The sequence below is a fragment of the Cytobacillus sp. QJM3NY_8 genome, from assembly GCF_056173585.1.
In genome coordinates, this window is the sequence record NZ_CM149681.1 from 2,286,320 (window position 1) to 2,305,476 (window position 19,157).

Sequence of the window (19,157 nt, forward strand, 5' to 3'; positions counted from 1 at the left end):
AGGCTAAAAGATCTTTTGGAGAAAACGTATGACAAATATATTATTGATTGCAACTCTGGCTATGATTTTTATATTATTTATCTTTTTAATTTTAATGTTGATCGGCTGGCGCTGGATCATGAAGCGGCTCGTTAAGCAGGCAGGGAAAATAATTATGACAGACAGCTACCAGGAAAATCTCATTGAGCTGATCCCTGGTTTCAAGCATATGGGCATTCAAAATGCACTTGAAAATAACCTGCGAGCCGAAACGGGTGATGTCCTGCACCGCCCATTTGGCTCTTCGAAAAAATGGCCTCATTTCGATGAGATTACCTTTATTCCTGCACAGACTTCGCCCTTTCCGATTGACGGGGATGAAGATGTTGATGTGAAGGTGACAATCGGGCCAAAAGCGAAAAAACCAATGAAAATCAAAATACCCCTGATGATTAGTGGAATGGCCTATGGAATAGCATTGAGTGAGCAAGTGAAAATTGCGCTGGCAACAGCTGCCAAGAATACAGGTACGGCTGTCAATTCCGGTGAAGGAGGAATCCTTCCCGAAGAGCTTGAAAGTGCAGGAAAGTATATCCTTCAGTTCTCGAAAACCGAATGGGGGAAGGAAGAAAAAACCATCAAACGTGCCGACATGATTGAAATTAAGCTGGGGCAGGGAGCTGTAATGGGGATGGGAGGAAACATATCTCCTGAAAATTTAACCGGCCGTGCAAGGGAAGTAATGGGCTTAAAGGAAAATGAAACTGCGCATATAATGGAACACTTTTTTGATAAACAGACATTGAAGGATTTAAAGGAACTGGTGGATGAACTCCGCAGTATGACCGGAGGTGTTCCAATTGGTGCAAAAATAGGGGCAGGAGGAAAAATAGAAGAAGACATTGACCATTTAATCGAAATGGGCGTTGATTTTATAGCAGTTGATGGGGGCCAGGGAGCATCTGTCGGTGCGCCGCCTTTATTGTCAGATGATTTTGGGATTCCAACTTTACATGCTCTCATCCGTGCATCCAATCACCTTGAAAAACGAAAAAAGAAGGGGGAAATCAGCTTAATTGTATCAGGCGGCCTCTTCACACCAGGACACTTTTTAAAAGTCCTCGCTCTTGGCGCTGATGCTGTCTACCTTGGATCTGTTATGCTGTTTACTGTTTCCCATAAGCAGACTTTGAATTCGCTGCCTTTTGAACCGCCAACACAATCTGTGTGGAACGAAGGTAAATTCAAGGATACCTTTAAAATCGAAGATGGGACAAAATCTGCAGAAAAGTTTTTAACCGCGAGCACGGAGGAAATCAAAATGGCTTTGCGAGCCATGGGGAAAAAGACTTTAAAAGAACTGTCCAAGAAAGATCTTGTGTCCTATGATGAGATGACGGCAAAAATGATCGGGATTCCATTTTCCTTTGAACCTTGGGAAGACAAATCAAAGAAAACTGAATAACAGCCTGGCGCTTTTAGCCAGGCTGTTATTCATCAATATCTCTCTTAACTTTTGATTTCTGAGGGGGCTGAAACCGATGCGGATTCTGAGTTCTTAAATACACCGGCCTTAAAGGCTGAAACGGAAATCTGAGAAATGAATCTTTCAAGTCCCGGTATCTTGGCGGGTAAAACGGCTCCAAAAACGGTCTTCCGAGAGAGGTAAGCCTGATCATATGCGTCAGCAAGATGCAGGAACAGAACAACACACCTACAAAACCCCATAAATTGGCGAAAATTAAAAACGGAAATCTTAGAAATCGAATCGTATTATTCATCTTGTAAACAGGTGTTGTAAAAGAGGCAAGAGCTGCCAATGCGATAATAATTAACAAGACATTACTTGTCAGTCCTGCCTGTACAGATGCAGTTCCAATGACAATCCCTCCTACGATACCGATTGTCTGCCCGACTTTCGTGGGCAGTCTGGCTCCAGCTTCTCTTAAAAGCTCAATTACCAGTTCAAGCATTAAAGCTTCATAGAAAGGCGGCAGGGGAATATGCTGTCTTGAAGTCACCAGTGTACCTAACAAATCCGTGGGGATAAGCTCCATATGATAAGTAAGCGTTGCAACATAAATGGACGTGATCTGTATGGAAAATATAACAGAAAAGGCCCGCAATATTCTTGCAAAAGAAGCGATAGTCCAATTTAAAAAATAATCTTCAAAGGAACTGAAGAATTCAGAAAACGTTGTAGGGGTAATCAGCACATGCGGTGACCCATCTATGGCGATCACGATTTTTCCTTCTGCAAGGACAGCGGCTGCCCTGTCCGGTCTTTCTGTATCCAGCAGCTGAGGGAAAGGAGAGTTCTTATTATCAGAAATGAGCTGTCCAATATAAGAACTGTCAGTGATTTCATCAAAATCGATATTTTCAATTCTTTCTTTAACCATGCTGACATAATCTGCATTCGTGATTCCCTCAATATAGAGAACGGCCACCACTGTTCTGGATATGCTTCCGATTATATATTCCTCAATGATCAGTTCAGAGACGGGCAGCCGTTTGCGGATTAAATTTAAATTATTGTCTAAAGACTCGACAAAAGCTTCCTTCGGTCCAATAACCGTTTGCTCGACTTCCGGATGCGTCAGCTCCCTTACATATGAACATTTAGCAGCCATAAAAGCCGCTTTTTGCTTTTCTGCTTCTACTGTAACCATCACATAGCCATTTAAAAGCAAATGTTCTGCTTTTGAAAGTTCCTCACAAATTTGTATGCTTGCCGATGGCAAAAGCTTTTTCAAATCATCGATCTTGTTGAACTCACCCTGAAGAAGCTGAGGAAGCAAACTCTTGGTGATCATTTTTTGGTCAGTCAGTGTTTTGAAATAAATAAAAGAAAAACAAAGACCTGTTTGCCTATTGCTATAATTTACCTTTTGGAAATCGTGAGATCGTGAAAAGGACTTTTCCAGCTCGACAAATTCATACTCGGATATATTCTTCTTCTTTTTTAACTCTTTTTTCATACACAAATCACCAGTTTGTTTCGGCATTATGTGTAGTGTTACCGTTTTTGGAAGGATTATGAATGAATAGACGGGGAATAGCTAAAAAAAGCCTTCCTGAAGAAGGAGGAAGGCATTTTTAATTACACGGGTTCTTCTTCCGGCTGTTTAAAACAGGCAGAAACAAGCATTTCAAGATTCTCAAATTCTTTAGCATCCAAAAAGGAAATGCAGCTGCGCAACGTATTCAGTGCGCTATCAATGAGAAATTTTCTTGGCTTTTTCGAATGAACCATTTCTTCCTGAATAAAGTCCAGAAGATCCATGCAATCGTTCTGAGATTCCTGCTGTATGGACTTTTTTAAAGTCAAAATGGATTTGCAAAGAATATGCACATTTCTATGATCTGTCTGCTTAAATCTGTTTTCAATCAGTTCAGGCTTCAGCAGGTATTCATCGGCAGAACTGACCTCTTCAACGACCTTCCTGATTCTTTCTACACTATAACGGACCACAGGATTAATGCTTGAAGAGAACTCAAAGAATTTTGTATAGTATTTTACGTTATGATGGAGGATTCCAAGGAACATCACAGCGCAGTCCAGCAAATAGGGTTTCTTGTCTTCACCAAAAATTTCAATAAACCGGTTGAAAATCCAATCCACCATTCTAAGCTGGCCTTCTTTAATGAACTGCTTGAGTTCAGGATCATTTGAAACAAGCACTTCTTCAAAAAGGGCAACCAATTTATTCGTCCGATTCATATTCATTTGTAATTCTATCTGCTGTGTGAATACTTCTAAGCTGCTTGGATCCTGGCCAATAAGGAGCTTATTGCGTTCATCCTCCATTTTTTTATGCAATGTTTTAAAAATGGACATAAGCAGCTCATTTTTTGAGGAAAAATAATTATAGAAGGTTCCTTTAGAGATCCCGCTGTATTCTAAAATATCCTGAATGGAGGTAGCTTGAAACCCTTTATCCAGGAATAATTGATGTGCTTTTTCTATTACATGCAGTTTCCTGTCATTCATTTATTATCACCTGTCATTTTATTTGAACTGTGTGTATAATTTAATAGTACATCATTCTAAGACTTTTCACAAACCCTCTATTTAACAAGGATTTTTTTGTTGCAAAAATTGTACTCATGGTATATTATATGGTTTGTGTGTAACGCAAGTATAAAAGAATGAACTGATAGTACAGGAGGAAAAATGCAAATGGAACAAGCAATAAATAAAAAAACAGATCGACCGCCCTATGGGATTCTGGCTGTTTTAATGATTGGGGCATTTATTGCCTTTTTGAATAATACATTGTTAAATATTGCCTTGCCATCTATTATGGCAGATTTAGAAATTGAAGCGGCAACAGTGCAGTGGCTGACTACCGGCTTTATGCTGGTAAATGGTATTTTGATCCCGGCTACTGCCTTTTTAATTGAAAAATATACAGTCCGCAGGTTATTTATTGTGGCAATGGGGCTATTTACAATTGGTACGCTTGTAGCGGGTGTTGCTCATGCATTCCCGGTATTGCTGGCAGGCAGAATGCTGCAGGCATCAGGATCGGCAATCATGATGCCTTTGTTAATGAATGTTATGCTGATCAGCTTTCCGGTGGAAAAACGCGGAGCAGCCATGGGTGTATTTGGCCTGATCTTAATGTTTGCCCCTGCTATTGGGCCTACTCTTTCCGGATGGATTATTGAACATTATGATTGGAGAATGCTATTCCACTTCCTTTCACCAATTGCCGGTGTCATACTAGTGCTTGGTGCCGTCATGCTAAAAGACAAAAAGGAAAAAGTGAATATTCGTCTGGACCTGTTTTCCCTAATTCTATCAAGTGTAGGGTTTGGCGGAATACTTTATGGATTCAGTTCTGCAGGGAACAAAGGCTGGGATAGCCCTCATGTATATTTGACAATTGCTGTAGGTGTCATCAGCTTAGTATGGTTTATCCTAAAACAATCGAAATCTGATCGTCCAATGCTCAACTTTGGGGTATATAAGTACCCGATGTTTGCCTTGTCATCAGCCATCAGCATGACCGTAAATATGGCGCTGTTCTCCGGGATGATTCTGATTCCGATTTATGTTCAGACACTAAGGGGAATTTCACCGCTGGATGCAGGATTGATGATGCTTCCAGGTGCCATTGTTATGGCCGTGATGTCGCCATTAACAGGAAAGCTGTTCGATAAAATCGGCGGCCGGATACTGGCGATCATTGGGTTAGCCATTACAGTTGGAACTACTTATGCATTCAGCAGGCTGACTCTGGAAACAACTTATACACAGCTGATAATTCTGAACTCAATCAGGATGTTTGGGATGTCCATGGTCATGATGCCAGTTTCTACGAATGGCTTGAACCAGCTGCCAAGAAGACTTTATCCTCATGGAACAGCAATGAACAACACGCTGAACCAGGTGGCAGGAGCCATTGGTACAGCCTTATTGGTAACAGTTATGTCAACAAGGACGGAAACGCATGCTGCTGAAATCGCGAAAGAAGCGATGAAAGGCGGGGCTATGGCTAATGGCGGCCAAATGACTGAAGCCGCTGTGGCGGAAATGCAGCAGCAAGTTTTAATGAAAGCCATGCTCGAGGGAATCAACGATGCTTTCTTCGTAGCAACCTTCATCGCAGCAGCTGCACTGGTTCTGGCCTTCTTCATTAAACGTGCAATACCAATGGAAGACTCGGTTGAAGAGCCAAAGCAGGAGAATATGGTGCCTAAATTAGCAAAAAATTAGTTAGAAGAGGGGGAATCTTAGGATTCCCTCTTTTTTATGGTTATATGAAAAAGCCTGCTATGCATTCTGAGCATTAGCAGGCTTTCTTATTATCTATTTTTTCCAACTAATTTGATTGATTGATGTCCGCTGTGAGGGTGAGGTGAAAAAAGAATATGATCCAGATACAGAGCTTCCAGCTTTCGGTCACTTAAATTGAACAAGCTATGATTATGCTGGAATTTAGATAGAGATAATAATTTGCTGATTAACGTTTCTCTGTTTAATGGCATGTAATGAACCCTCCCTTTTGTTAGTTTTATTTTAATTCATATTTATCCGATTAGTAAAGTAGGGATTAATAAATTAAAATCGACCCTGTTTTAATTATTAGAATTTTCAGCTTTTAGTTGGCCCTTTTATGCTAAAATATGTCTAATGAGTACATAAAAAGGAGATTTATTATGAAAAATACAGCACTTTTCATAAATAATCATTTGCTGGATTTAATTTTTGAATGTACATATTATGGGATTGTGATTGTGGACACTGAAGGAATCATACAATATATGAGCAATAATTATTGTGATTTTCTAGATGTCCAGAGAGACGAGGTAATTGGCAGGCATGCCACAGAGGTGATTGAAAATACCAAAATGCACCTGGTTGCACAAACAGGAAAGCAAGATTTTGCTGATCTGCAATTTCTGCAGGGCGATTTTGTTATCGCAAATCGAATTCCGATTATCGAAAATAATCAAATTATCGGAGCAGTCGGGACGATTATTTTTCGTGATTTGGATGAATGGAAGAAATTGAACAGTCATATAAAAGGGGTATTATCCGAGCTTAATTATTATCGAAGCGAGTGGAATGAATCAAATGGATTAAGATATTCTCTTCATGATTTGATAGGGGAAACAGAGGAGATTATAGATCTGAAGGAAAGGGTCATGCGCATTTCAAGAGGGGATATCTCCATACTATTGAGGGGGGAGAGCGGTACAGGAAAGGAGATCCTGGCACAAAGCATTCACCAGCTGAGTGAAAGAAGCGACAAACCTTTTGTAAAAGTAAATTGCGGTTCCATACCTGAGCATTTATTGGAATCTGAGCTGTTCGGCTATGAGGATGGTGCATTCACAGGCGCAAGAAAAGGCGGTAAGATAGGAAAATTCCATTTGGCTGATGGGGGAACCATTTTCCTTGATGAAGTAGGGGACATGCCTTTACATATGCAGGTAAAACTTTTACGAGTTCTGCAGGAAAGGGAATTTGAGCCTATAGGAGCCCTGCAGCCTAAAAAAGTGAATGTGCGTGTTATTGCCGCAACAAATCGTCCACTTGAAAAAATGATCAATGATCATTTATTCCGGGAAGACTTGTTTTACAGGATTAATGCAGTTCAGTTATTTATACCGCCTTTAAGATCGAGAAGATCTGATTTGCCCCTCCTGACTGAACACTTTTTAAGGAAAGCGTCAAAGCGGATAGGCAAGAGGGTGACAGGAACAAGTCCAAAAGCAGCTGCACTGATTAAACAATATGACTGGCCGGGGAATATCCGTGAATTAGAGAATGTTCTGGAAGCCAGTGTCCATTTAACGGATAGCGAAACAATTGGATTGGAAGAACTTCCTGATTATTTAAAAGGCGGGAAAGAGAAATCAGTAATCAAAAATTTAAAACTTCTTTTGGAGGAAACTGAAAAGAATGCTATCGAAACAGCCTTAAAAAAATACAGCCAGGACAAAAATAAAGCTGCCGAATCATTGGGAATAGGCAATTCTACTATTTACGATAAAATAAAAAAATATAATATTACCTCATAATGCCAAAAATCCGGGAACTCGGAATTCAATCCGAAATCCCGGATTTTTGTTTTCTTCCTAGTAGCATTACATAGCTAAATACAAGCATATGTAATTTACTTTCTGAAAAGTCGGAAAAATAATCCGCTTATCTGGCTGTAAAACTATTATCTAAAGTATTTTCAAACTGGCACAAAACTTGCAATAGATTTTTAGCATGAAAGCCTTAATATAAAATGTATACGCTTACATTAGTGAAGGAGGAAGATTTTTTTGGATCTTGGACATTTTACCCGGAAGATGGCACTTGATTTCAATAGTGAAAACCCTATGAAAGTAGCAATAAAAGAAGAAACAGGCAGGAAATGGACATACGACTGTCTTCATCGGACTTCAAACTCCTATGCAAATAAGCTTAAGGAACTTGGCGTCAAAAAAGGCGAGCGTGTAGGTATACTGCTTTATAACTGTCTTGAATATTTCGCGCTGTATTTTGCAGCTGCGAAAATCGGGGCTATTGCTGTCCGTCTAAACTTCCGGCTGACCAGCAATGAATTTGAGTATGCCTTAAATGATTCTGGTACAAAAATACTATGTTTTCATTCAAAGCTAACTCCTCAGCTTGAAGACATCCGTAAACATGTAGGAGTGGAAAGATATCTTTGTCTAGCGGATAAGGATGAATCAAAGCCTGCATGGGCTCAAGGCTGGGATTTACTGGATGGGGGCGCCGAGGATGAAATCAATACAGATTCCATAGGATTAAGCGATCCCTTAATGCTAATGTATACGTCCGGGACTACCGGGAGACCGAAAGGAGCCATCTGGACACACGAAACCACTTATTGGTTTTCTGTCATGCAGGCGCTTAAATGGAATTTTAATGGCAAGGAAATTGGAATGACAACAGGACCGCTCTATCATGTGGGAGCGATGGAAGATATCGCGCTTCCTATTTTAATGATGGGCGGTACCGTAGTGATAACCGGCAGCAAAGGTTTTGAAATAAACAGGATCCTGGCAGTGATTGAAAAGGAATCAGTCACCGACTGTTTTCTCTTTCCGTTTATGATTTATGAAATGCTTAACCTGTCTTCATTATCCGATTTTAGATTTACACATTTAAAAACTATTTATACAGGCGGAGACCCTTTAATGCCTTGGGCTATTGAAAAATTAAAAGTGAATTTTCCTCATATCGGGGTGGTTCAGGTTTATGGACTTACAGAAGGTACGCCGATTGCGGCCTGTCTGGATCCAGAAGATGCCTGTAAAAAAGGCGAGACGGTAGGGAGGCCATTGCCATTGACTGAAATCCAGATTATTGATCAAAATAGAAGGCCTCTTCCTCCAGGGGAAATTGGAGAAATTGTGATCAAAAGCCCTGCAGTGTCAGCTGGCTATTGGCGAAAGCCGGAAGCCACCAAAGAGACATTTACAGGTGGATGGTGCAGAACAGGTGATTTAGGAGGGCTGGATGAGGATGGATATTTATCCATTGCCGGAAGGAAAAAAGATATGATCCGAAGCGGTGGAGAAAATGTGTACGCTGCTGAAATTGAAGATGTCCTGTACCGGCTTGAGGGAGTGAAAGAAGTATCCATTATCGGTGTCCCTGATCCGAAATATATTGAAGCTGTTTGTGCAGTCATAGTCAGGAAGGATGGCTGTATTCTTACAGAAGAAGAGGTTATCAACCACTGCAAAAAGTATCTTGCGAGTTACAAAAAACCGAGGAAAGTCATCTTTACAGAGAAACTGCCCCGCACACCATCCGGTAAAGTTCAAAAGTTCATGCTCAGAGAACAATATAGCTCATGAAGGAGGGACAGATTTGGAAAAGACAAAAGCTGTTTCCTGGTCAGTTCAAAGTAATATTGCCATTATTAAGATTGCTAATCCGCCATTAAATGTTCTGAGTGCCGAAGTAATTGAGTTATTGTCACATACAGCAGATAAGATTGAAAGCGATTCCAATATTAAGGCTGTAATCATAACAGGGGCTGGAGAAAGGGCTTTTGTCGCCGGAGGCGACATAAAAGGCTTTCCGGATTGGATGGGAAAAGGAATTGAATTCGCAAAAGAAAAGTCTCTTTGGCTGCAGGAACCCTTAAATAAACTTGAAAGGCTGCCTCAGCCAACGATTGCTGCCATCAATGGGTTTGCTTTGGGCGGCGGTTGTGAATTGGCTTTAAGCTGTGACATCCGGATAGGAGAGGAGCACATAAAAATTGGGCTGCCTGAAATAAAGCTTGGCTTATTTCCAGGTGCGGGAGGAACTCAGCGGCTTTCACGTCTTGTTGGTAAATCAAAAGCCAAAGAGCTGATCTTCATTGGTGAGCCGATATCTGCACAGGAGGCCTGGAGGATAGGGTTAATTAACCGTATTGCTCCAAAAGGAAAGTCGCTTGAAATGGCTCTGGATCTTGCTGAGTCAATCAGTGCACATTCTTTGCCAGCACTTACTTTTGCCAAACGATCGATCGATAAAGGTTATGAGCAAAAACTTGAGATTGCACTAATCACCGAGGCTGAATATTTTGGACAGGTATTTCAAACTGAAGATGTAAAAGAAGGTGTCGGTGCTTTTATTCAAAAAAGGGATCCTAAATTTACTGATCAGTAGCTAAAAGAATAGGAGGTATTGGTATGTTTGGATTATCGCCATTAATGACTTTTATGTTATTTGGTTTTTGGCCGCTGTCATTGGCAGCCGCAGGTATATGGGGAGTATTGGCATTTAAAAATTCAGGGGAAGAGGAGGATGCTTTATGATATTGGCCATCGGAATTATTTATCTTCTTGTCATACTCGTTATCGGGTTATTGTCCATGAGACACCAAAAAGACATGGACACCTTCTATACCGGGGGGCGGAGATTTGGCCCGTGGCTGGTCGCTTTGGCTGTTTCTTCCACAACCATGTCAGGTTACGGTTTTATTGGACTGACCGGGCTGGTATATGAGCATGGCTATGCCATTTTTATGATCGGTATTTTTGCCACTGCCGGAATCTTTGTAAGCTTCCTGATATTGGCAAAGCCGATGAGGAGAATTACACAAAAATTTGGCGCACTGACCATTCCGGACTTATTGGAAATCCGCTATAACAGCAAAACTGTGCGGGGCATTACTGCACTTGCCATCCTTGGCGGAGCAATTGGCTATCAGATGGCTCAATATAAAGCATTGGGCAATATGCTTGAAACCGTATTAGGGGTTGATTATAAGCTTGCTTTATTTATAGGAGTGGCCATTTTAACGGTATATGTTGTCGGCGGAGGAATGATCAGTGCCGTCTGGACAGACTTTATTCAAATGATTGTCATGATTGCGGGCGCTTTAATTGTTTTTATAGGCGGAATGAAAATGGTTGGCGGCATGTCCCAAATGAATGCTGAGCTGACAGCTATTAATCCTGATATGGTTCAGGCCTTCCATACTACAGGCCCAATCGGAATTTTTGCTTTCATATCCTATTTCTTTATTTATGTAATCGGTCATCAGGGCCAGCCGCATGTTGTAACCAAATTCTATATGATCAGAAAAATTTCCATGCTAAAGTGGGCTTGTATTATTGCGGCTTCAACTTACGCGATAACAGCTTTATTGTGGTTTGTTGGCCTTTATACACGAGTAATGGTAAATCGCGGAGAAATGGCAGCACCGGCAACTCCTGATATGGTGGCGCCGATGTTTATCGAAAACTTTTTCCCGCCTGTTGTTGCAGGAATCATATTTGCTGCTGTCATGGCAGCGATCATGTCGACTAGCGAAGCATTTCTTCTAGTCGCGAGTTCATCGATTGTAAGGGACATCTACCAGCAGATCATTAAGAAAGGTGAAAAACTGTCTGAGAAAAAGGAATTGGCGCTATCCAGATGGTTCACTCTTGCGATTATAGCTGTCACATTCCTGCTTTCCCTAAATCCCCCTGATCTCGTTGGCTGGCTGGGCAATGCATCATGGGGTATCTTCTCAGCATCATTGCTGCCTGTATTAAGCATCGGCCTATTGTGGAGGCGTGCAACGAAGACAGCTGCTATTTGTTCATCTGCTTTAGGGTTCATCTCCAGCCTTGGTCTATACATTCTGAAAGTAAAAGGAATTTATGTTCCAGCACTTGATACAGGGGCGATTGCTATGATCATCTCGACCATATCATTAGTTGGTATCTCCCTTATCACAAAGCCTGCATCAAGCCCAATCTTTGAAGATAAGCCAAAAGGATCTGCCAAAACCGAAGATCCGGCAGCAGCTAACTTCTCATAAAATGGCGCCAGGCACCTATACCGCTTTAACAACATGGTATAGGTGCCTGGTACTTTTCATGAATAAATAAGCACCACTGATCCCAAAATAAAAACACTTTCAAATAGGGAGGATTATTCATGAGAGAAACGTGTTTTTATTGTACGAAAGAGATCACGGACAAACAAATGCATTTGATTTCGTTTGATATGGCAGAAAATGAACGGGAAGAAATCCTCTGCAAAGAATGTTATAGTGAATGGCTTCATGGGATAAAAGGTTAAGTAAGAAATAGGGAGGTTTTAGCATGAAATGGGACAAAGATGAAAATGAAAAATCAAAAGTTGAAACGGCTGAAGAAGTGCTTGAAATCAGTTCAACAGGCTATGGTTTAGAATCTGTTTCAGAAAGTGAAGTTAATTCTCATGAAAAAGAACGGGAAAATCCGTCCGGCTGCGGAGGAGTATAATAGCTTGTAAAACGTCTGCAACCCGCAGGCGTTTTTAAATAGTAAAAAAGGTACAACTTAACTTGCAGCAATGCAGGAATACCTCATATCGCCGGTGAATACAATTAGAAAATGGAAACAGTTTCCTAAATAGAGAGAGGAAGCTAATATTTAAAAAGCTGGGGGAAAAATGAGTAAGCGAAAATGGGGAATATCACTTTTGTTGATTGTCTGTTTCATAGGATTAGCCGGGTGTTCAGGTAAAGTTGCCGGCGATAATGAGCTGGAGAAAAAGACAGCGGAAAAGGCTAAAGAAGATGAAGAAAAGTCCAAAGAGGAGGCAAAAGCAGAGGAGCAGGCCAAAGAGGAAGAAAAGAAGGAAGAAGTAAAACCGGTTGTGGTCAATGTGATCGATCCCAATACAAAAGCAGTACTTAAAACCTTCAGCCCTGCTGAGATGGGCTTTGGAGGTGAAGATGAAAAATATAAGGCAGAACTTGCCCAATGGGCTAAAGAAATAGCACGGGGCACGGATGCAAAGCAAGGGTATGATCAAAGAATGACCCTTGATAAATTAGGTCCGGATGGGAAAATTATTAAGGGGCAGCCTGAAATTATCCTTGAAGAAAGTGAATTGGTGCAGAGGATTATTGATTCGTCTGTAAGCGGAGGCGATGTCGAACTGCCGCTCTATGTATCTGAAAGTGGATATGACCCTGCAGATGTACCCTATCTGGGTGAAGTGGTCGTTGCGTCATATACAACCCGTTTTAACAGTGGTGTGGCAGGCAGAACAAAAAATATTGAACTCTCTGCAGAAGCCATTAATAATATTATTCTAGGTGTCGGAGATCATTTTTCTTTTAATACAACTGTGGGTCCCAGTGATGAAGCTCATGGATATCAGCCTGCTGAAGAAGCCATTAATGGCAAGCTCGTGATGGGCATTGGCGGCGGTATTTGCCAAACATCCTCCACACTTTTCAATGCCGTCGATAAAGTCGGGGTCAGCTATGTCGAAAAACACCACCATTCCGTGACGGTGGGCTATGTCCCTAAGGGCAGGGATGCAACCGTGTCCTATGGAGGAAAAGACTTCAGATTTGAAAATACTACGGGCATCCCTCTTCTTGTAAAAGCAAACTTTGGAAATGGTGTTTTAACGATTGAAATCAGAACGGCAAAAAAATATGAAGGATTACTGAAGAAAGCAGTATGATGGCAGCATGCACCTATACCAGGTTTCCGGTAAGGTGCCTGTCTTGTTTTTAAACCACTCTTGCATTGACAGAATAAATTGCTGAAAAAATAAGCAAAAAGCGGAGGGGTTTGTCCACACCTTTTTAGTCCCTCTTAATACAATAATATAGAAGATCTCCTCCCTAAGGATCTTTGGTCTGCATAGTCGCCGCTAATCTGCCAGCCGGATTAGCGGCATTTTCTTTGTTATATGCAAATAATGAGAAAGGAAGAGAATTTTCTGTAAATACATGAGCTGATAGGTAAAAAGGACCTGACTTACCAGGTGTGTTCATGTTAAATTATAAGTAGAATATCCTATTTTATCTGGAAAAGAGGAAAGTCATGAAATTATCTGTGGCAAAAAAACTGTTCCTCGGGTTTTTATCTGTCCTTTTATTATTTGGTCTTGTAGCCGGTTTATCGAATTATGAACTCGGTAACGTTAACCGAAATTATCAAAGCTTACTAGATGAAAGTGTCTCTGAAGTGATGCTTGTAAAAACCCTGAAGGCAGAGCTTATGAATGAAGCAGGGGGAATCCGAGGCTACCTCCTGACAGGCGACTCTACATATCTCAGTGACTATGAAAGTTCCCGCAAGAGGATGGAACATCATATTAATGAACTGAATAAATTAACCGCCAATAAAGAAGAAAAGGCGCTGGCGAAAGAGCTGAAAGTGCTCCATGATCGCTACCAGAGCATTATTGATAAGGAAATTAAGTTTAAGCTGGAAGATAATAATGCATACATGTCATTAGTTGAAACCTCTGATAAACAGGTCAGCCAGGATTTTAACAAAAAAGCGGATGAACTTGTAAAATTTTACGAATCCCAATTAGATGCCGGGATAAATGAAACAGTATCCAGCGTAAAATCCGCTCAGGTCATTACTTTAATCATTACGATTGCAGCCATTCTGGCTGCGATGGCGATCGCTTATTTTATAAGCAGAATGATTTCAAGGCCGATAAATCAGGCTGCAGCCACGATAGACAAGGTGGCTGGAGGAGATTTAAGCCAGAGCTCCATTAAAGTGAAAAACAGGGATGAAATAGGAGCGTTTATTTTATCTTTAAATAAGATGGTAAAAGACTTGAGATCTGTGGTCAGCCAGGTAAGAAGCACTTCAGAACAAGTTGCATCAAGCAGTGAGGAACTGGCTGCGAGTGCAGAGGAAAGTTCATTGGCTTCAGAACAGGTTGCTGCTATTTCACAAAAAAATGCCCTTGGCACTGAACAGCAGCTTTACCGTTTTAGAGAGGTATCCTCTTCAATGGAGGAGATTGCTTCCGGAATGCAGCAGATCTCATCAAGCAGCGAGCTGATGCTTGAAGCAGCAGAAAAAACTGATTTCTTAACTAAAAAAGGCACTAAATCAGTCGAAAATGTTGTAAGGCAGATGAATGAAATAAATATTTCGGTAGGCGATGCCACACAGTATATTTATACGCTCGAATCCCGATCAAGAGAAATAAGCAATATTGTGGAACTGATCACCACTATCGCCGAGCAGACCAATTTGCTTGCACTCAATGCTGCCATTGAAGCTGCAAGGGCTGGTGAGCATGGCAGGGGCTTTTCGGTTGTCGCCGATGAAGTCCGCAAACTGGCAGAGGGTTCCAAACAATCTGCTGTTCAGATTCAGCAAATGATCGGACTTGTTCAGGAAGAAACAAAGCAGGCCGTTCAGGCAATGGAGAAAGGGAATGAGCAGGTAAAAGAAGGCCTTGAAGACACGATGGAAGCAAGTGCTGCTTTTGCCGAAATCGCCGATTCAATGGGTAATGTAACATATAAAGTCGAGGAAGTTTCATCCTCAGTGGAGGAACTGACTGCCTTAACCAGCCAGATCATTGAAGTCATGACAAATGTGCAGGACATTTCAGAAAAAAATGCAGCAGCTTCACAGGAAACTTCTGCCGCAACAGAAGAACAGCTCGCGACAATGGAAGAAGTATCAACTTCAGCAGGATCACTTGCAAAGCTTGCGGAAGAACTGCAGGAGGTTGTATCGAGATTTAAATTATAAAAGGGACTCAGCTGAGTCCCTTTTGATTTGTACTATAAGACTTTAATGGTTAAGGGATACAGATATGGAATAAACGGCTCCTCAATTTCTTTCCATTCCTTAATTTTAATCAGAGGAAGCTCCGTCCCATTATAGGATGCCTTATCTATGACTCCGCTAACTTTAACCCACATATTATCATAGAGTTCCGGAGCTTCCTCCATTTCTGAAAGAAAGCCAATTATACTTGCATCTGCCACACAATGCGTAATCAAAAACCTCGAAATGACAAGCTGATTGGAAGCAAGTCCTTCTTCTTTATATATAAATCCCTGAAATTCAATTTCCCTGCCGATGAATTTATCAATATCCTTACTGATTTCCTCATAATACAAGCTAAAAACTTTATCATCCATCTTAATAGCAGAAGCCGAATAAAGGTCCTTTTTTAATTGCTCAAACTCTTCATTGGATATTTCCTCTACTTCTTCATTTACAGACAGGTCATGTTCCAGCTCCTCAACTTCTTCCAGCTCTTCTTCAAAAGAATAGTCTTCAAGGTCAAAGTCTGATTCTTCAGAGCCTGCCGATGTATTCACCTCTTGTTTTTGATTCCCAAGTATGGCCAGCCCGCCTTTCTTTTCAGCAATTGAAGCATCAAGCGTCCTCGCGGGTAAGAAGAATCCTGTTAAAAGTGGAAATAATATAATAGAGTATGAAAGCAGCTTTTTACCTGTAAACGGTGTATCACCATGATCATGGTGATGAGAACAGCTATGATGGTCATGGTGGCAGCAATCCTCGCCGTGATGGTGTTCGTGATCCTCTTTTTCTCTTTTGGAACTCCATATCCTGGTAATCTGAATAAAAAATAAAAATAAAAACAGTATGGAAGCGGATTGACTTAAGCGGACATACTTCGGATTAATATATTTGGTTATATCGCCTGTATAATGAAGCTGAAAAATCAGTCCGCAAAAAGCCAGTAGAATCAGCGCCCTCAATGCCTGCTGAAAATGGATTTTCATAGCAATCCTCCTAAATGAAATTCTGTACAAGAACCAGCGTGAAAAAGACAACGGAAGCAGTCAGCGCTAATACCCCAAGAACAAACTTCATCCGAAACACACTAAGCATCATGATTGTATTTTTAAAATCGATCATTGGACCAAAGATCAGGAACCCCAGTACGGAAGACTTAGGAAATATGCTGCTGAATGAGGCACCAATAAAAGCGTCTGCCTCTGAGCATAGTGACAACACATAAGCAAAGCCCATCATGATCAGCAAGGATACAACCGGATTATCAGCATTTTGAAGAAATGTTTTTGCGGGCATATAGACTTGTACAATGGAAGCTAATAAAGCACCAATTATTAAATATTTGGCCATGTCAAAAAATTCATCGATTGAATGAGTCAGCATCGACCAAATCCGGTCCAGGAAAGAACGATTGTATTCGCTGCTGTGGGGTAAATGAAGATTATTTTTCAATTGCCCGGACTTAAAGAAGATGCTCACACTAAAGGCGACTATTATAGCAATTAGGAATCCAAGTCCCATTCTTAAGCCCGCCATTTCAAAATCGTTTCCAAAAGCCATGTATGTAGAAGCAATGACGATGGGATTAATCAAGGGCCCAGTCAGCATAAAACCAATCGCTGCATATACTGGAACACCCTTGGACATAAGACGGCGGATAATGGGGACAATTCCGCATTCACACGCTGGAAAAAGGGCGCCCGCCACGCAGCTCATGACAACAGCAGCCGTTCTATTTTTCGGTATCCACCTTTTTATATGGTCTTCTGTAATGAAAATTTGGATAAACCCTGCAATCAGCACACCTATCAGGACAAAAGGCAACGCTTCTATTAAGATGCTGATAAAGATAACATTCAAATTTAACAGAGAAGGGGGAATATCAAAAGATAAACCTAAGCCAGAGCTGAAAGATATTAAATATACCAGAATGGCTATCAAAATTATGCCCGTTATATCAATGATATGGCTGCGAACAACTCGATTCATAGTATCCTCCTGTGTTTAAAAATCGTAATGATTTCGTTTTATACTCTATATTAATTTTATGATATTGTAAATGGGATTATGAGCATTTTGAAAGGATAGGAGAATTGGAGGATAAAAAAATATAAAGTCTATCCTTGCAATCGAAAGAAAATTTTAATATGATTTAAATCGTAACAATTACGATTTAATAAAAATCCACCAATATTCTCGAGTAAACACTATATCTAATCAGGGTGAGGGGGAGTAATCAAAAATAAATCGTAATAATTACTATTTATACCGAAAAGGAGAGAATCCATGATAAAGAAGTTACCCGTCACTGTACTGAGCGGCTATTTAGGTTCAGGAAAGACCACTCTGCTCAACCACATACTACATAATCGCAGCAATCAGAAAATTGCAGTGATTGTAAACGATATGAGTGAAGTCAACATAGACGCATCCATGGTAAAAAAAGGCGGTTTTACCAGAACCGATGAAAAGCTGGTTGAGCTTCAAAACGGCTGTATCTGCTGTACCCTGAGAGAAGACTTAATGATAGAAGTGGAAAGGCTGGTTAAAGAAGGGGATATCGATTATATCCTGATTGAATCCTCAGGCATCTCAGAACCTATTCCGATTGCCCAGACTTTTACTTATATGGATGAAAGTTTGGGTATTAACCTTTCAAAATGGTGCACTCTTGACACCATGGTTACAGTTGTAGATGCAAATCGTTTTTGGCATGACTTTGCATCCGGAGAAACTCTGCTGGACCGCAAACAGGGCACAGATGAAAGTGACGTTCGGGAAATTGTTGACTTATTAATTGATCAAATAGAATTCGCAAATGTTATAGTGCTGAACAAGATGGATTTGGTTGATCCGGAAAGCGCTGATGAGCTTAGGGCTATATTAGAAAAGTTAAATCCTGAAGCGAAAATTATTAATGCCGTAAATTCAGGGGTTGAACCGGAAGAGATCCTTCATACTCGTCTTTTTGATTTTGAAACGGCGAGCCAGGGAGCAGGCTGGATTAAGGAGCTTAATGAGGAACATACACCGGAAACTGAAGAATATGGAATTTCATCCTTTGTATATAGAAGGAAAAGGCCTTTCCATCCAGAAAGATTCATGCAATGGCTAGAAGAATTCCCTGCAGATATTGTGAGAGCCAAAGGCTTTTTCTGGCTGGCTTCCCGAAATGACATGGCTGGGCTCCTGTCTCAGGCAGGGCCATCCATAACACTGCAAGGTGCCGGGGAATGGATAGCAGCCCTTCCAGAAGTGGAAAGAAACGAAATTTTAAAAAATGACCCAGAACTTCTTATTAGATGGGATAAGGAATTTGGAGACAGAATGACAGAGCTTGTATTCATTGGCATGGATATGAAACAAGAAGAGGTTGCATCAAGCCTGGATGATTGTTTACTAACCGACAAAGAAATGAGTTCAGCCTGGAGCAGGCTGGCTGACAGGCTGCCACCTTTTAATTCTACTAGGATGGAGGAAATAGTATGAAAGTGAAAATTACTTTGGCATGCATTGAAACAGGGGATCGCAACTATATAACAACCAAAAATAATAGAAATAATCCACATAGGATTGAATTAATGAAATACTCTCCAAAGCTAAAAAAACACACCCTGCACAGGGAGACAAAATAACATAATCGTTTCCTTTTAATGTCCGGATGAGCTCTG

Annotated in this window: 18 protein-coding genes; 13 read left to right on the forward strand and 5 right to left on the reverse strand. The window is 40.9% G+C overall.

Annotated elements, in window-relative coordinates; translation table 11 throughout:
- The first annotated feature begins 28 nt into the window (after positions 1-28).
- On the forward strand, positions 29-1,444 hold the full coding sequence (locus tag AC0VZ9_RS11935; RefSeq protein ID WP_009334888.1) for an FMN-binding glutamate synthase family protein: 1,416 nt from the start codon (positions 29-31) through the stop codon (positions 1,442-1,444).
- Between the two features lie 25 nt (positions 1,445-1,469).
- On the opposite strand, the gene AC0VZ9_RS11940 is transcribed toward AC0VZ9_RS11935, so the two are convergent.
- Together AC0VZ9_RS11940 and AC0VZ9_RS11945 are read right to left on the reverse strand one after the other, a co-directional pair.
- Complete coding sequence (locus AC0VZ9_RS11940) at positions 1,470-2,960, reverse strand: spore germination protein (protein WP_019382466.1); 1,491 nt, start codon at positions 2,958-2,960, stop codon at positions 1,470-1,472.
- Positions 2,961-3,082: 122 nt separating this feature from the next.
- Positions 3,083-3,973 carry a TetR/AcrR family transcriptional regulator gene (locus tag AC0VZ9_RS11945; protein WP_009334886.1) on the reverse strand — a complete coding sequence of 297 codons (891 nt, stop codon included), beginning with the start codon at positions 3,971-3,973 and terminating at the stop codon, positions 3,083-3,085.
- A gap of 189 nt (positions 3,974-4,162) precedes the next feature.
- On the opposite strand from AC0VZ9_RS11945, the gene AC0VZ9_RS11950 reads away from it, so the two are divergent.
- Entirely contained in the window at positions 4,163-5,704 is a 1,542-nt protein-coding gene (locus tag AC0VZ9_RS11950; RefSeq protein WP_034297134.1) for a DHA2 family efflux MFS transporter permease subunit, read from the forward strand.
- An 89-nt stretch (positions 5,705-5,793) separates the two neighbouring features.
- On the opposite strand, the gene AC0VZ9_RS11955 is transcribed toward AC0VZ9_RS11950, so the two are convergent.
- Positions 5,794-5,976: a hypothetical protein gene (locus AC0VZ9_RS11955; RefSeq protein ID WP_009334884.1), complete on the reverse strand. Its 183-nt coding sequence runs from the start codon at positions 5,974-5,976 to the stop codon at positions 5,794-5,796.
- A gap of 171 nt (positions 5,977-6,147) precedes the next feature.
- On the opposite strand from AC0VZ9_RS11955, the gene AC0VZ9_RS11960 reads away from it, so the two are divergent.
- From AC0VZ9_RS11960 to AC0VZ9_RS12000, 9 genes are all read left to right on the forward strand, one after another.
- Positions 6,148-7,515: a sigma-54 interaction domain-containing protein gene (locus AC0VZ9_RS11960; protein ID WP_019382464.1), complete on the forward strand. Its 1,368-nt coding sequence runs from the start codon at positions 6,148-6,150 to the stop codon at positions 7,513-7,515.
- 252 nt (positions 7,516-7,767) lie between these two features.
- Positions 7,768-9,315, forward strand: coding sequence for an AMP-binding protein (locus AC0VZ9_RS11965; RefSeq protein ID WP_019382463.1), 1,548 nt, complete (start codon positions 7,768-7,770; stop codon positions 9,313-9,315).
- Between the two features lie 13 nt (positions 9,316-9,328).
- A complete protein-coding gene (locus tag AC0VZ9_RS11970; RefSeq protein ID WP_019382462.1) occupies positions 9,329-10,120 on the forward strand; it encodes an enoyl-CoA hydratase in 792 nt (263 codons plus the stop codon).
- Between the two features lie 23 nt (positions 10,121-10,143).
- On the forward strand, positions 10,144-10,269 hold the full coding sequence (locus tag AC0VZ9_RS11975) for a hypothetical protein (protein ID WP_019382461.1): 126 nt from the start codon (positions 10,144-10,146) through the stop codon (positions 10,267-10,269).
- A complete protein-coding gene (locus AC0VZ9_RS11980; RefSeq protein WP_019382460.1) occupies positions 10,266-11,765 on the forward strand; it encodes a sodium/proline symporter in 1,500 nt (499 codons plus the stop codon). The genes AC0VZ9_RS11975 and AC0VZ9_RS11980 overlap by 4 nt, the downstream gene beginning before the upstream one ends.
- A gap of 119 nt (positions 11,766-11,884) precedes the next feature.
- Positions 11,885-12,028: a hypothetical protein gene (locus AC0VZ9_RS11985; protein WP_019382459.1), complete on the forward strand. Its 144-nt coding sequence runs from the start codon at positions 11,885-11,887 to the stop codon at positions 12,026-12,028.
- Between the two features lie 23 nt (positions 12,029-12,051).
- The gene (locus AC0VZ9_RS11990; RefSeq protein ID WP_019382458.1) at positions 12,052-12,213 is read left to right on the forward strand and encodes a hypothetical protein; all 162 of its coding nucleotides are present in this window, start codon (positions 12,052-12,054) and stop codon (positions 12,211-12,213) included.
- A gap of 169 nt (positions 12,214-12,382) precedes the next feature.
- Positions 12,383-13,411, forward strand: a complete 1,029-nt coding sequence (locus AC0VZ9_RS11995; protein WP_019382457.1) for a VanW family protein — start codon at positions 12,383-12,385, stop codon at positions 13,409-13,411.
- 365 nt (positions 13,412-13,776) lie between these two features.
- Positions 13,777-15,465, forward strand: a complete 1,689-nt coding sequence (locus tag AC0VZ9_RS12000) for a methyl-accepting chemotaxis protein (RefSeq protein WP_256814645.1) — start codon at positions 13,777-13,779, stop codon at positions 15,463-15,465.
- A 32-nt stretch (positions 15,466-15,497) separates the two neighbouring features.
- Here the strand turns inward: AC0VZ9_RS12000 and AC0VZ9_RS12005 are convergent, their stop codons facing one another.
- Together AC0VZ9_RS12005 and AC0VZ9_RS12010 are read right to left on the reverse strand one after the other, a co-directional pair.
- Complete coding sequence (locus AC0VZ9_RS12005) at positions 15,498-16,472, reverse strand: TIGR03943 family putative permease subunit (protein WP_256814644.1); 975 nt, start codon at positions 16,470-16,472, stop codon at positions 15,498-15,500.
- Between the two features lie 10 nt (positions 16,473-16,482).
- Entirely contained in the window at positions 16,483-17,475 is a 993-nt protein-coding gene (locus tag AC0VZ9_RS12010) for a permease (RefSeq protein ID WP_009334831.1), read from the reverse strand.
- A gap of 297 nt (positions 17,476-17,772) precedes the next feature.
- On the opposite strand from AC0VZ9_RS12010, the gene AC0VZ9_RS12015 reads away from it, so the two are divergent.
- Both AC0VZ9_RS12015 and rpmG read left to right on the forward strand, forming a co-directional pair.
- Positions 17,773-18,975 (forward strand): GTP-binding protein, encoded by a 1,203-nt coding sequence (locus AC0VZ9_RS12015; RefSeq protein WP_071157842.1) that lies wholly within the window; start codon positions 17,773-17,775, stop codon positions 18,973-18,975.
- The gene (gene rpmG / locus AC0VZ9_RS12020; protein WP_071157840.1) at positions 18,972-19,121 is read left to right on the forward strand and encodes a 50S ribosomal protein L33; all 150 of its coding nucleotides are present in this window, start codon (positions 18,972-18,974) and stop codon (positions 19,119-19,121) included. Before AC0VZ9_RS12015 ends, rpmG begins: the two co-directional genes overlap by 4 nt.
- Positions 19,122-19,157 lie beyond the last annotated feature (36 nt).

Coding starts and splice junctions, on each gene's coding strand:
- AC0VZ9_RS12005 (WP_256814644.1), bottom strand. CDS start 16,472: ATGAAAATCCATTTTCAGCAGGCATTGAGGGCGCTGATTCTACTGGCT.
- AC0VZ9_RS11985 (WP_019382459.1), top strand. CDS start 11,885: ATGAGAGAAACGTGTTTTTATTGTACGAAAGAGATCACGGACAAACAA.
- AC0VZ9_RS12000 (WP_256814645.1), top strand. CDS start 13,777: ATGAAATTATCTGTGGCAAAAAAACTGTTCCTCGGGTTTTTATCTGTC.
- AC0VZ9_RS11995 (WP_019382457.1), top strand. CDS start 12,383: ATGAGTAAGCGAAAATGGGGAATATCACTTTTGTTGATTGTCTGTTTC.
- AC0VZ9_RS12015 (WP_071157842.1), top strand. CDS start 17,773: ATGATAAAGAAGTTACCCGTCACTGTACTGAGCGGCTATTTAGGTTCA.
- AC0VZ9_RS11975 (WP_019382461.1), top strand. CDS start 10,144: ATGTTTGGATTATCGCCATTAATGACTTTTATGTTATTTGGTTTTTGG.
- AC0VZ9_RS11950 (WP_034297134.1), top strand. CDS start 4,163: ATGGAACAAGCAATAAATAAAAAAACAGATCGACCGCCCTATGGGATT.
- AC0VZ9_RS11955 (WP_009334884.1), bottom strand. CDS start 5,976: ATGCCATTAAACAGAGAAACGTTAATCAGCAAATTATTATCTCTATCT.
- AC0VZ9_RS11990 (WP_019382458.1), top strand. CDS start 12,052: ATGAAATGGGACAAAGATGAAAATGAAAAATCAAAAGTTGAAACGGCT.
- AC0VZ9_RS11935 (WP_009334888.1), top strand. CDS start 29: ATGACAAATATATTATTGATTGCAACTCTGGCTATGATTTTTATATTA.
- AC0VZ9_RS12010 (WP_009334831.1), bottom strand. CDS start 17,475: ATGAATCGAGTTGTTCGCAGCCATATCATTGATATAACGGGCATAATT.
- AC0VZ9_RS11940 (WP_019382466.1), bottom strand. CDS start 2,960: ATGAAAAAAGAGTTAAAAAAGAAGAAGAATATATCCGAGTATGAATTT.
- AC0VZ9_RS11980 (WP_019382460.1), top strand. CDS start 10,266: ATGATATTGGCCATCGGAATTATTTATCTTCTTGTCATACTCGTTATC.
- rpmG (WP_071157840.1), top strand. CDS start 18,972: ATGAAAGTGAAAATTACTTTGGCATGCATTGAAACAGGGGATCGCAAC.
- AC0VZ9_RS11960 (WP_019382464.1), top strand. CDS start 6,148: ATGAAAAATACAGCACTTTTCATAAATAATCATTTGCTGGATTTAATT.
- AC0VZ9_RS11945 (WP_009334886.1), bottom strand. CDS start 3,973: ATGAATGACAGGAAACTGCATGTAATAGAAAAAGCACATCAATTATTC.